The sequence below is a fragment of the Ectothiorhodospira lacustris genome (genome assembly GCF_022227845.1).
In the GTDB taxonomy this organism is placed as follows: domain Bacteria; phylum Pseudomonadota; class Gammaproteobacteria; order Ectothiorhodospirales; family Ectothiorhodospiraceae; genus Ectothiorhodospira; species Ectothiorhodospira lacustris.
This window is the reverse complement of the sequence record NZ_JAJNQN010000013.1, coordinates 56,123-68,838: the sequence shown is the minus strand read 5'-3', so window position 1 is coordinate 68,838 and position 12,716 is coordinate 56,123. Positions and strand designations below refer to the sequence as shown.

General features: G+C 63.5%; 12 protein-coding genes. 6 read left to right on the top strand and 6 right to left on the bottom strand.

Annotated features, from left to right (window positions below; translation table 11 throughout):
* Positions 1–29 precede the first annotated feature (29 nt).
* Together LQ956_RS10550 and LQ956_RS10545 are read right to left on the bottom strand one after the other, a co-directional pair.
* Complete coding sequence (locus LQ956_RS10550; RefSeq protein WP_238622322.1) at positions 30–461, bottom strand: hypothetical protein; 432 nt, start codon at positions 459–461, stop codon at positions 30–32.
* A gap of 486 nt (positions 462–947) precedes the next feature.
* The gene (locus LQ956_RS10545) at positions 948–2,318 is read right to left on the bottom strand and encodes an NAD(P)/FAD-dependent oxidoreductase (RefSeq protein WP_238629951.1); all 1,371 of its coding nucleotides are present in this window, start codon (positions 2,316–2,318) and stop codon (positions 948–950) included.
* A gap of 228 nt (positions 2,319–2,546) precedes the next feature.
* Between LQ956_RS10545 and minC the strand changes: the two genes are divergently transcribed.
* From minC to minE, 3 genes are read left to right on the top strand one after another with little or no spacing between them, the layout of a single operon-like run.
* On the top strand, positions 2,547–3,302 hold the full coding sequence (minC, locus tag LQ956_RS10540) for a septum site-determining protein MinC (RefSeq protein WP_238629952.1): 756 nt from the start codon (positions 2,547–2,549) through the stop codon (positions 3,300–3,302).
* Positions 3,303–3,331: 29 nt separating this feature from the next.
* Complete coding sequence (minD, locus tag LQ956_RS10535) at positions 3,332–4,141, top strand: septum site-determining protein MinD (RefSeq protein WP_238622325.1); 810 nt, start codon at positions 3,332–3,334, stop codon at positions 4,139–4,141.
* 5 nt (positions 4,142–4,146) lie between these two features.
* On the top strand, positions 4,147–4,413 hold the full coding sequence (gene minE, locus LQ956_RS10530; protein WP_238622326.1) for a cell division topological specificity factor MinE: 267 nt from the start codon (positions 4,147–4,149) through the stop codon (positions 4,411–4,413).
* A gap of 32 nt (positions 4,414–4,445) precedes the next feature.
* Here the strand turns inward: minE and aat are convergent, their stop codons facing one another.
* From aat to trxB, 3 genes are read right to left on the bottom strand one after another with little or no spacing between them, the layout of a single operon-like run.
* Positions 4,446–5,177, bottom strand: coding sequence for a leucyl/phenylalanyl-tRNA--protein transferase (gene aat / locus LQ956_RS10525; RefSeq protein ID WP_238629953.1), 732 nt, complete (start codon positions 5,175–5,177; stop codon positions 4,446–4,448).
* Positions 5,178–5,212: 35 nt separating this feature from the next.
* The gene (locus LQ956_RS10520; RefSeq protein ID WP_238629954.1) at positions 5,213–6,385 is read right to left on the bottom strand and encodes a GNAT family N-acetyltransferase; all 1,173 of its coding nucleotides are present in this window, start codon (positions 6,383–6,385) and stop codon (positions 5,213–5,215) included.
* Positions 6,386–6,432: 47 nt separating this feature from the next.
* Positions 6,433–7,380: a thioredoxin-disulfide reductase gene (gene trxB / locus LQ956_RS10515; protein WP_238622329.1), complete on the bottom strand. Its 948-nt coding sequence runs from the start codon at positions 7,378–7,380 to the stop codon at positions 6,433–6,435.
* 216 nt (positions 7,381–7,596) lie between these two features.
* Between trxB and LQ956_RS10510 the strand changes: the two genes are divergently transcribed.
* From LQ956_RS10510 to LQ956_RS10500, 3 genes are read left to right on the top strand one after another with little or no spacing between them, the layout of a single operon-like run.
* Entirely contained in the window at positions 7,597–10,047 is a 2,451-nt protein-coding gene (locus LQ956_RS10510) for a DNA translocase FtsK (protein ID WP_238629955.1), read from the top strand.
* 7 nt (positions 10,048–10,054) lie between these two features.
* Positions 10,055–10,684, top strand: a complete 630-nt coding sequence (lolA, locus tag LQ956_RS10505) for an outer membrane lipoprotein periplasmic chaperone LolA (protein ID WP_238622331.1) — start codon at positions 10,055–10,057, stop codon at positions 10,682–10,684.
* Between the two features lie 22 nt (positions 10,685–10,706).
* Positions 10,707–12,044, top strand: coding sequence for a replication-associated recombination protein A (locus LQ956_RS10500; protein ID WP_238629956.1), 1,338 nt, complete (start codon positions 10,707–10,709; stop codon positions 12,042–12,044).
* On the opposite strand, the gene LQ956_RS10495 is transcribed toward LQ956_RS10500, so the two are convergent.
* Positions 12,041–12,706, bottom strand: coding sequence for a trimeric intracellular cation channel family protein (locus tag LQ956_RS10495; protein ID WP_238629957.1), 666 nt, complete (start codon positions 12,704–12,706; stop codon positions 12,041–12,043). The two genes, LQ956_RS10500 and LQ956_RS10495, sit on opposite strands and share 4 nt — an antisense overlap.
* Positions 12,707–12,716: the final 10 nt, after the last annotated feature.

Below are 12,716 nucleotides of genomic sequence, written 5' to 3'. Positions count from 1 at the left end.
TAACCCGACCGAGGCGAGATATCCAGGTTTCAGTCCGCAGCCTTTTCCGCCATGGCAGCCTGGGGCTGAGGCGGCGTCTCGGTGCGCGTCGCCTGGCTGACGGGTCTGGGTCTGGAACGAATCCCCAGCAGGTTCAGCATGAAGGGGAAGGCCAGGATCGCAAACAGGGCACCAAAGCCGATGCTGGCACCGATCAGGGCCAGATAGTCAATGCCGGCCAGGGCCGCCCAGCTGGATTTGGTGATGGTCGGCAGGGTGATCATGGAGAGTATGAAGATGAAGACTCCGAAGCCGACGGTCACATAGGCCGGTAGGATCCAGCAGGTCTTGCAGCCCGTGGAGCGCTTGAGGAAATAGAAGGTCAGTGCAAAGTCCAGCAGCAGGAACAGCCCGATAAACCACAGCCAGCCGCGAAAGAACTCCAGCACCACGGCCAGTAACCCCAGGATTGAAAATGCCATTGTCGATTCCTCTATAAAAAGTTCTGAAAAAGTCATCCCCGCATGAGCGGGAATCCAGGGATGTCATGCCCCCGTTGCAGATCGTCCTGCCGTCATTCCCGCGCAGGCGGGAATCCAGGGATGCCGTGCCCTTGTTGCAGATCGTCCTGCGGTCATTCCCGCGCAGGCGGGAATCCAGGGATGCCGTGCCCTCGTTGCAGATCGTCCTGCGGTCATTCCCGCGCAGGCGGGAATCCAGGGATGCCGTGCCCTCGTTGCAGATCGTCCTGCCGTCATTCCCGCGCAGGCGGGAATCCAGGGATGTCATGCCCCCGTTGCAGATCGTCCTGCCGTCATTCCCGCGTAGGCGGGAATCCAGTCACGGACTGAAAATTCTGGACTCCCGCGTTCGCGGGAGTGACGGAAGGGGGCTTGCCCTGTGTTCCCCTCCGAATATGTGCTCAGGTGTAAATATGTATTCATCCGCGGAAAGTCGTACCGGGCGTCTCAGATACGGCCCCGGAGCATGGCTCGATAAGCGGCCAGCAACAGACGGTCCTTCATGACCCAGGGCACCCAGTGTTCCTGGTAGGGGCTGATGAAGGGGAAGGAAGGCTTCATGTTCAGATCGTAGTCGAATTCCACCAGGATGGCCTGACCCAGTTCGGTGATCAGGGGGCAGGAGGTATAGCCGTCGTAACCCGGATTGAGCTGACCGCCCTGGATGGTCCGGATCATGTTGTCCACCGCCACCGGCACCTGGGCCTTGACGCTGGCCGCGGTCTTGCCGATGGGGACGCCGTTGATGTCTCCGGCGCCGAAGACGTTGGGATAGCGCTTGTGCTGCAAGGTGAAACGGTCCACCTCCAGCCAGCCGGTGAAGGGGACCTCGCGGGCCGCCAGATCACTGTTGCGCAGGGAATCGGGGGCACTCATGGGCGGCACCACATGGATGAAATCATAATCCAGGGTTTCATCGCCCAGAGGGGTGGCAAAGGTGGCGGTCTTGCGCTCGGGATCGATGGCCCTCAAGGGGTGATCCCAGTGGATGTGGATACCCCGCTCGGGGAAGTTCTTGCGCAGGAAGTCGTCGGTGTGGGGCTGGGAGAACAGGCCGGTACCGGGGGGCAGATAGTGCATCTCGGCGCGATCCCGGGTGCCCCGTTCCTTCATCCGGCTTTCTGCGAGCATGGTGACCTTGAGTGGGGCGCCGGCGCATTTCATGTCGCCGCGCGGGCGGGTGAACAGGCCGACGCCGCCTTCATTCACGAACTGATCAATGAGTTGCCAGGTGCGCTCGGCCAGTTCCGGCTTGTCATAGACGCAGCCCACGCCCCGGTGACCGATCAGATTCTCCGACATGCCGTCAATGGCGGTGTAGTTCACCTGCAGACCGGTGGCCACCATGAGGAAGTCATAATCGACGGCACGGCCGGTCTCGGTCACCACCCGGTTATTGTCCGGGTCATACTCGGCGATCATGTCGTGAATCCAGTTGACGCTGGAAGGAACGTAGCGCCGGTTCCGATCCAGGAGCTTCTCCGTCTGCCATACGCCGGTACCCACCAGGGTCAGTCCGGGCTGATAATAGTGATCCTGACGGCGATCGATCAGGGTGATGTCCGCCCCATCCAGCTCCCGGGCCAGCCGGGTGGCGCAGGAGAGGCCGGCCGCACCGGCACCGACGATGACGATGCGGGCATTGGTGGGGACGGCCCGGGCGGCAGCCGGATACATCATGCCGCCGGTGCCCACGGCAGCCCCCGCCAGCAGGGCGCTGCCGCCGGAGAGTTTGAGGAAATCCCGGCGTGAGAGGCCGGATTGTTTCAGGGCGCGCTCAACCGCATCTTTTGCATGCTTGTCGTCTTGGTTGCTCATCTGTGCTTCATCTCCATTCCTGCTGGTGGCCGGCCGCAGTGCTCATCCGCTTAAGCCGGCAGGCCGGTGTGCTCGACTCGGGTCGATGCTTTATTGGATGGATTATAAGTATATTAACATGTTGTCGGCGCGTCGAATCTTCCGAACCGGTACAATGGCGCGTTAAATCCCAAACCCACGTCTTCAGAATCGGTAGGCCCTTTGGCCCGCCCTCGCGGAATGACTCCTATGAATGCTCATCCCAGTCCCATCCAGCCCATTGAGCTCAAGGGGCGCATGATCCTGGTATCCATTCTTCGCCTGCATGATGCGGATACGCATCGACTGAACGAGGCGCTGGATGCGCGCATGCGTGAGGCCCCTGAGCTGATGCGAGACATGCCGCTGCTGATGGATGTGGAGCACCTGACGGATATCTCGGAGGAGGCCCTGACACAGGTGATCGAGATCGTGCGTCGGCGCGGGTTCAAGCTCATCGGCTTGCAGCAGGGGGCGGCGGCTCAGTCCATCGCGGCAAGGACGGCCCTGCCGCTGATCGTCCTGGGCAGCAAGGGTGGCGAGCTCCCGCTGCGCACGACGCAGCCTCCCCAAGCCGAGGCTGCGAATGAGTCCCCCCCCGTCGCACACAAGGACTCAGCACCGATACAGGCGCTGCATACGGCCTCGCTGGTGGTGAATCAGCCGGTACGATCCGGCCAGCAGGTCTATGCCCGGGGCGGAGATCTGATCGTTCTGGGGACGGTCTCGGCGGGGGCCGAACTGCTGGCCGACGGGCATATCCACGTTTACGGCACCCTGCGGGGCAAGGCCCTGGCCGGGGTGCGCGGCCTGGTGGGGGCAAAGATTTTTTGTCGGCGTCTGGATGCAGAACTGGTATCCATTGCCGGACATTATCGGATCGCGGAGGATATCCTTGATGCCGAACGGGGTGACAACAGGCTGGTGACCCTGGCCGGTGAGACCATCGATATTTCGGAAATCTAGCGCAAAATCTTCAAGGAGATGCAGGCTATATGGCACGCATTGTAGTAATTACCTCAGGCAAGGGTGGCGTCGGTAAGACCACCACGTCCGCGGCCCTGGCCACCGGCCTGGCCCTGGAGGGCCGCAAGACCGCCGTCATCGACTTTGACGTGGGTCTGCGCAACCTGGACCTCATCATGGGTTGTGAGCGGCGGGTGGTCTATGACTTTGTCAATGTGATCAATGGGGATGCCAACCTGCGCCAGGCGCTGATCAAGGACAAGCGTACGGACAACCTGTTCATCCTGCCCGCCTCCCAGACCCGCGACAAGGACGCCTTGACCGAGGCGGGGGTGGAGAAGGTGCTGGATGAACTGAGTCAGGAATTTGAATATATCGTCTGTGACAGCCCGGCCGGCATCGAGCGGGGCGCCCTGATGGCCGCTTATTTTGCCGATGAGGCCATTGTGGTAACCAATCCGGAGGTTTCCAGCGTGCGCGATTCGGATCGCATGCTGGGTATCCTGTCCAGCAAGACCCGCAAGGCGGAGCGGGGCGAGGGCGGTCTGCCGGCGAGGCTGCTGCTGACCCGCTATGCACCCGAGCGGGTGGAAAGGGGTGAGATGCTCAGCATGGAGGATGTCACCGAGATCCTGTCCATCGACATGCTGGGTGTGGTCCCCGAGTCCCAGTCGGTGCTCAATGCGTCCAATGCGGGCATGCCCGTGATCCTGGACGAAGAATCCGACGCCGGACAGGCCTACCGTGATGCGGTGGCCCGTTTTCTGGGTGAAGACCGCCCGCACCGTTTTCTTTCCACGCAGAAGAAGGGGCTCTTCGGACGCCTGTTCAGGGGTTAGTGGCCATGAAAGGCATTTTCGATTATTTCCGTTCACCTCGACAGGGCAGTGCCAAGGTGGCCAAGGAGCGTCTACAGGTGATCGTGGCACGGGAGCGGAGCCACCGCTCCGGCCCCGACTATCTGCCGGCCCTGCACCGGGAACTGCTGGAAGTCATCCGCAAGTATGTGCAGGTCGGGGATGAAGCCGTGCAGATGAGTCTGGAAAATCAGGGGAACTGCGAGATTCTGGAAGTCAACATTACCCTTTCGGAACCGGAGCGGCAGGAGTAGGTGCCGCAGGAGCGGTTGGAACGGCCGCTCCCTCATCCCCCCAACGCCAACTCCACCGCCCAGGGTCCGGGGCGACTGGGCACGGAACACAGCTGTTGCAGTCTGGTGACAAAGCGTTGCCGCGACATGGACACGGCCCCCATGCGAGTCAGATGTTCCGAAGGGGTCTGGCAGTCCAGTAGCGGATACCCCCAATGGTCCAGGTGACGGCACAGGGCCACCAGAGCCACCTTGGAGGCATCCGGCACCCGGCTGAACATGGACTCACCAAAGAATACCCGCCCCATGCTTACCCCATAGAGCCCCCCCACCAGCGCGTCGTCTTCCCAGATCTCCACCGAATGGGCATGTCCGTTATGGTGTAGCTGGATGAAGGCCTGCTGCATCCCGTAAGTGATCCAGGTGCCGTGGACCCCGTGCCGGGGTCCCGCACATCCCTTGATGACTTCCGTGAAGGCCTGGTCGAATGTCACCCGGAAACGTTGCCGGCGCAGGATCTTGCCCAGGCTGCGGCTCACCTTCACCTGGGAAGGGTAGAGGATGGTACGGGGATCCGGTGACCACCAGAGAATGGGCTGACCCGCCTCGTACCAGGGAAAGATGCCATGACGATAGGCATTGAGCAGCCTGGGCAGGCTCAGGTCGCCGCCGGCCGCCAGCAGGCCATTGGGTTCACGCAGGGCGCGGTCCACCGGCGGAAAGGATTCATCGCTCTGTCCGGGGTGCAGCCAGGTGAGGGAATGCATATCATTGTTGCCAGACATGGTCCAGTGATCCCTTTGGGTGTCCGAAGCACAGCCTAACCCGAGCCGGAGTCTGCTTCCACCCGGAACGGCGACAGACGCATCAGCTGCTCGCATTGAATCGCCATGGCCGCCTGCTCCCGTTGACAGAATGCAGCGACCGCGCCTCTGAGTCCCGGATGGGCAATCCAGTGCCCCGACCAGGTCCGGGTGGGCAGAAACCCCCGACTGATCTTGTGTTCTCCCTGGGCACCGGGCTCAAACCTCGCCAGACCCTGTTGTATGCAGTAGTCGATGCCCTGGTAGTAACAGGCTTCAAAATGCAGGGCGTCGTAATCCCGAATGCAGCCCCAGTAGCGGCCGTAGAGGGTGTCCTTGCCCCGGTAGCACAGGGCCGCCGCCACCGGCTCGCCGTCTTCCTCCGCCAGGAACATGACCACTTGTCGTCCCAGGGTACGGCCGGTTTCCCGGAAAAAGCCCGGACTCAGGGTGGGAATCCCCATCTTGCGTTCGAAGGTGCTCACGTAAAAGCGATGAAACACGGCCCACAAGTCTTCACTCACCTGATCACCGTGCAGCACCCGGATATCCAGCCCCTGTTCCTGTACGCGCCGCCGTTCACGCCGGACGTTTTTGCGCTTCTTGGCACTGAAACGTTCAATAAAATCGTCGAAATCCCGGTAATTCTCATTATGCCAGTGGTACTGGCAGCCCATGCGCAGGGTGAGGCCGGCCGCCTGCAGTGCCCGGCTGTCACTGTGTTCCGGGAACAGCACATGCAGTCCGGACAACTCGCCGGCGTGGGTCAGCTCGATGGCCTGCTGGATCAGCACCTGTTGCAACGCCTCCCGGTCATGGTCGGGGTGGACCAGCAGGCGGGGGCCGGTGGCCGGGGTATAGGGGATCGAGCAGACCAGCTTGGGGTAGTAGTTCAGTCCCGAACGCTGCCAGGCCTGTTCCCAGGCCCAGTCGAAGACGAACTCGCCGTAGTTGTTGGTCTTGATGTAGAGGGGTAGGGCGGCGACCAACTCACCGCCCGGTTGGCGCAGGGTGACATGCCGGGGATACCAGCCGAACCGGCTACCCAGGCAGTCATGGCGTTCCAGGGCACAGAGGAAGGCATGGCTGAGAAAGGGCTCATCCCGCCCGCCCAGGGCATCCCACTGTGAAGCGGGCAGGGCGGACAGGTCATCGCTGATGCGGCATTCCAGCAATCCCGGGTTATCCATGATGAAGACTCCGAGCACAATGTGGGACTGCCTGTCCGCGAAAAGCCTCAGCTTTCCAGAAAACGCTCCGCATCCAGGGCCGCCATGCAGCCGGAACCGGCCGAGGTTACCGCCTGACGATAGACATGATCCATCACGTCCCCGGCGGCAAAGACCCCTGGCACGCTGGTGGCCGTGGCATTACCATCCAGCCCGCTTTTCACCCGAATGTATCCATTGTTCATCTCCAGCTGTCCCTGGAAAAGATCGGTATTGGGTTGGTGGCCGATGGCGATGAAAACCCCCTGCAGCTCCAGGTCTCGGGTCTGCCCGGACGGCACACCCTTGATCCGCATGCCGGTCACCCCCATGTTGTCGCCCAGGACCTCATCCAGTACATGGTTCCACTCGATGCTCACCTTCCCCTGGCGCTCCTTCTCGAACAGCTGATCCTGCATGATCTTCTCCGCCCGCAGCTTGTCCCGGCGGTGGACCAGGGTGACATGCTCGGCGATGTTGGACAGGTACAGGGCCTCTTCCACGGCGGTGTTGCCGCCGCCGATTACCGCCACTCTTTGGCCGCGATAGAAGAAACCGTCACAGGTGGCGCAGGCGGAGACCCCCCGGCCCTTGAAGGCCTCCTCGGAGGGCAATCCCAAGTACATGGCCGAGGCCCCGGTGGCGATGATGAGGGCATCGCAGGTATAGATGCCGGTATCCCCGGTGAGGGTGAAGGGGCGCTGTTTCAGGTCGGCGGTATGGATGTGATCGAAGATGATCTCGGTATTGAAGCGTTCCGCGTGGCGCTGCATGCGCTGCATGAGCTCCGGGCCCTGTACCCCCTGATCGTCCCCGGGCCAGTTGTCCACTTCCGTGGTGGTGGTGAGCTGACCGCCCTGTTGCAGACCGGTGATCATGACCGGCTTGAGGTTGGCACGGGCAGCGTACACTGCAGCGGTATATCCGGCAGGGCCGGAACCGAGAATGAGCAGGCGGCAGTGTCTGGGGGCAGTCATGGTGATCGTTTCTCCTGGGGGCAATCTGGGGGTAATGATGGTGCGGTCAAAATCCGAGCCGCCTAATCTACTTTGAAGCCCCGTCGGCGCCAAGTCCTCGGCAAGATGTAGAATACCGCGCGAAGTCCCAAAAAAGGGACTTGAAACCCTTCAAAGGGTTAAACTTGATCGCTTACCCTGAATCTCGCACTCAAGCCCCCTGACACGACCTGACCATTGGCCAGAGCAAAATCCAAGAAAACGGCGGACAAGCCCGCCCGCAAGCCTACTTCCGCACCGCGACCCATCAGCGCCCATCTGCGCCGTGCCCTGCGCGAGGGTACCCTGCTGGTGCTGACGGCGGCGGCCGCCTACCTGTTCATCGCCCTGGCCAGTTACAGCCCCACCGACCCCGGCTGGTCCCAAACCGGGACCGGCATGAAGGTTACCAACCTGGGGGGCAGGGCAGGCGCTTGGTTTGCCGATGTGTTCTTCCATCTCTTCGGCTACCTGGCCTACCTGGCGCCGGTGGTGGTGGCCTACAGCGGCTGGCTGGTCTTTCGCGGCCGCAAGGATACCGGTGAGCTGGATCTGCATGCCCTGGGGGTGCGCTGGCTGGGGTTTGTCATCACCCTGACGGCCGGCTGCGGTCTGGCGACCCTGCACTTTCTTCCTGGCGCATTGCCCATGAATGCCGGCGGCATCCTGGGCGAGGTGATCGGCGAGGGGCTGGTGCCGATCTTTCACCTGTTGGGCGTCACCCTGTTCCTGCTGGCCCTGTTCCTGACCGGGGTGACCCTGCTCACGGGGTTGTCCTGGCTGTCCCTGATGGACCGACTGGGACGTTACACCCTCCAGGGCGTGAACTGGACCCTGGAACAGATCGCCCTGGCCCGGGAACGTCATGTCGGGCGGCAGGCCCGCAAGGAACGGGAGGCGAGGGAGAACGCCGTCCGAGCAGCAACGCCAAGGGAGGAGGAACCCCGCCCCCGGTCCCAGCCCAAGGTGGAACCCCGGATCGCCCCTCTGCAGGAACCCTTGCAGCCCCGCGAGGCGGAAAAACCCGCGCCGAAGATCAAGGCCCGGGTGGAACCGGTCCTGGAAGCGGTGTTGCCCACGCCGACCACCCCGCCCAAGCCCTCCGCGCCCAAGCGACAGTCTTCCCTGTTTGCCGCCGGCGAGATCCCCCCGGATGCCTTTCCGACCCTGGACCTGCTGGACGTCCCCAAGCCGCATGAAGGGGGGTATACCGAGGAAGACCTGCATCACATGTCCCGGCAGGTGGAGGAAAAGTTGCGCGACTTCGGGGTCCAGGTGGACGTGGTCGAGGTCCATCCAGGGCCGGTGATCACCCGTTTTGAACTGCAGCCGGCGCCGGGCCTGAAGGTGAGCCGGATCTCGGGGCTGTCCAAGGACCTGGCCCGGGCACTGTCGGTGATCAGTGTCCGCATCGTGGAGGTCATTCCGGGCAAGTCCACCGTGGGTCTGGAAATACCCAACCAGAAACGGGAACTGGTGAGCCTGTCGGAGATCTTCCGGGCGCCGGTGTTCGAAAAGGCCGGTTCCGCCCTCACCCTGGCCCTGGGCAAGGACATCAGCGGCCACGCAGTGGTGGCCGATCTGGCCAAAATGCCCCACCTGCTGGTGGCCGGCACCACCGGCTCGGGCAAGTCCGTGGGCATCAACGCCATGCTGCTCTCGCTGCTGTTCAAGGCCCGGCCGGACGAGGTGCGGTTGATCCTCATCGATCCGAAAATGCTGGAGTTGTCGGTCTACGAGGGCATCCCCCATCTGCTGGCCCCCGTGGTCACCGACATGAAGGACGCCTCCAACGCCCTGCGCTGGGGGGTGGCGGAGATGGAGCGCCGCTACAAGCTCATGTCGCAGATGGGCGTGCGCAACCTGGCCGGCTTCAACCGCAAGATCAAGGACGCCGCCGCCGCGGGCGAGCCCATCCCGGACCCCTTCTACAACCCGCAGACCGCCTTCGACCCGACGGCGGCGCCGCCGGAACTCAAGCCGTTGCCCTTCATCGTCATCGTGGTGGACGAATTTGCCGACATGATGATGGTGGTGGGCAAGAAGGTGGAGGAACTCATCGCCCGCCTGGCCCAGAAGGCGCGGGCGGCGGGGATCCACCTGATCCTGGCCACCCAGCGGCCTTCGGTGGATGTAATCACCGGCCTGATCAAGGCCAATATCCCTACCCGCATCGCCTTCCAGGTCTCCTCTCGGGTGGATTCGCGCACCATTCTGGATCAGATGGGGGCGGAGCAGTTGCTGGGACACGGCGACATGCTCTACCTGCCTCCGGGCAGCGGTCATCCGGTGCGCCTGCACGGCGCCTTCGTGGCGGACCACGAGGTCCATCACGTGGTGGACTTCCTCAAGGCCCAGGGGGAGCCGGACTATCTGGACGATGTGCTGGAGGAACCGGAATCCGGCGCCGCGGTCGTACCAGGACTGGAGCCCGTGGACTCCGGCGAGGACAGCGACCCCCTGTACGACCAGGCGGTGGCCATCGTGCTGGAATCCCGCAAGGCATCCATTTCCTATGTACAGCGCCGCCTCAAGATCGGTTACAACCGGGCCGCCCGGATGATCGAAGACATGGAGGCCGCCGGCGTGGTGAGCGCGCTGCAATCCAACGGCAACCGGGAAGTGCTGGCACCGGCACCCCAGGACTGAAGACGAGATGCCAAGACCCATGCGAGCCCTGTTTGCCCTGATGCTGACTGCCTGCCTGAGCCTGTCGCCGGTGCTGGCGGACGATGCCCGTGCCCGACTGGATCATTTCTTCCAGGAGATGACCAGTTTCGAGGCGGTGTTCGAACAGATGGTCATCAACGAGCGGGACGAGGTCCTGCAGCATGCCCAGGGCAAGGTCTATCTCAAGCGTCCCGGCCAGTTCCGCTGGGACTACCAGACCCCCTACAACCAGCAGATCGTGGCCGACGGCCAGTACCTGTGGACCTACGACGAAGACCTGGCCCAGGCCACGGTACAGGAGATGGGTGCCGTGCTGGGGCGTACGCCCATCATGCTGCTGTCCGAGCCCCGGGCGCTGGAGGAGGACTTCGAGGTGGCCTCCGAGGGCAGTCACCAGGGCCTGAGCTGGCTGTCCCTGACCCCCCATTCCGGCGACACCGATTTTCAGCGCATCCTCATCGGCCTGGACGAACGCACCGTGCGAATGATGGTGCTCTATGACCAGTTCGGCCAGCAGACCCGCATCCGCTTTGAAGACATGCAGCTCAACACCCGCATCCCCGATGCCCGTTTCCGCTTCGAGCCGCCGGCCGGAGTGGATGTGATGAGGAACTGAGCACCGCGACTGTCCGGCATCCATGACGGATCTCTTTTCCACTCCGGAACCCGACCGTCCCCTGGCGGATCGCATGCGTCCCCGGCGGCTGGAGGAGTACATGGGCCAGCAGCACCTGCTGGCCCCGGGCAAGCCCCTGCGCCGGGCCATCGAGGAGGACCGACTGCATTCCATGGTCTTCTGGGGGCCGCCCGGCACCGGCAAGACCACCCTGGCCCGGCTCATCGCCAACTATTGCGGCGCGAGATTCATCACCCTGTCCGCCGTACTTTCCGGGGTCAAGGACATCCGCGCCGCCGTGGACCAGGCCCGGGAGACCCGCCGGGTCGAGGGACGGGCTACGCTGTTGTTCGTGGACGAGGTCCATCGCTTCAACAAGTCTCAGCAGGATGCCTTCCTGCCCCACGTGGAAGACGGCACCATCGCCTTCATCGGTGCCACCACGGAAAACCCCTCCTTTGAACTCAATAACGCCCTGCTGTCCCGGGTGCGTACCTACGTGCTCAAGGGACTGGAAGCGGCGGACATCCGCGCCATCATCGACCGGGCCCTGGGCGACGAGACCCATGGCCTGGGCCGGCGGCACCTGACCATGGCCCCAGCCCTGCGCGACCTGCTGGCGGAACTGGCCGACGGCGATGCGCGGCGTGCCCTGAATCTGCTGGAGATCGCGGCCGACCTGGCCCGGGAAGGGGAGGCGGGGCCGGTGATTACGGAGGAGACCCTGGAGGAGGTGACCAGTCAGGGCCTGCGTCGTTTCGACAAGGGTGGGGAGCTGTTCTACGACCAGATCTCCGCCCTGCATAAATCGGTACGGGGCAGTGATCCGGACGCGGCGCTGTACTGGTTCTGCCGCATGATTGACGGTGGTTGCGACGTCGTCTACCTGGCCCGGCGCATCGTGCGCATGGCCAGTGAGGATATCGGTAACGCCGATCCCCGGGCGCTGACCCTGGCCCTGGAGGCCTGGGACGTGTACGAGCGCCTGGGCAGTCCGGAAGGGGAACTGACGCTGGCTCAGGCGGTGATCTATCTGGCCTGCGCCGCCAAGAGCAACGCGGTCTATACGGCCTTCGGGGCCGCCATGGCGGATGTTCGGCAGCGGGGCACCTTGGAAGTGCCCCTGCATCTGCGCAACGCACCCACCCGGCTGATGAAGTCGCTGGATTATGGCAAGGGCTACCGGTACGCCCATGACGAGGTGGATGGTTTTGCTGCGGGAGAGTGCTATTTTCCGGACGGCATGGGGGAACCCCGTTATTACCAGCCGGTGGAGCGAGGCCTGGAGATCCGGATACGGGAGAAGTTGCTGGATCTGCGCCGGCGCAACGAGGCAAGTCGGCGGGACGGAAAGGATTAGGGTCGGCGCCGCTTCAGGTACCGTACCAGGCCCTCCCGGTGCACCGCCCGGGTACTCCAGTTGAATTCGATGGACGCCATGCGCAGGGCAAAGGTGATCAGGATCGTCACCCAGGCCGCCGCCACCACCGGCACCGACAGCCACTGGGTCATCGCCAGGTAAGCGGTGCCGCCCACCAGGACCGCCAGGGCATAGAACTGACCGGGCTTGAGGATCAGGGGCGGATCACCGGCGATCACGTCCCGGATCAGGCTGCCGCCGACGCCGTTGAGCACCCCCACCAGTAGGGCGGCGGGCAGTCCCAACCCGGCCTCCAGGGAGCGTTCGATGCCTACCACGGCAAAGCCGCCGATCCCGGCGGCGTCGATGATGGCCACCCCGCGACGGGTGTACCAGGCCCGTTCGCCGAACACCAGTCCGATCAGGGTGGCGGCGCCGATGGCGGCCAGGTAGCCCGGGTCGGTGAGCAGCACCGGCAGCCCCTGTTGCAGGAACAACCCGTCCCGCAGCAATCCGCCGCCCGCCCCGGTGACCAGGGCGAGAAAGAACATGCCGATCAGGTCGTAGCCCTTGCGCATGGCGACCACCACGCCGGAGAGGGCAAAGACAAAGACGGCGCCCAGATCGAAGTAGGCGGGAAGGGCGAAGCTTTCGGGAGTCATGCCCGAAGTA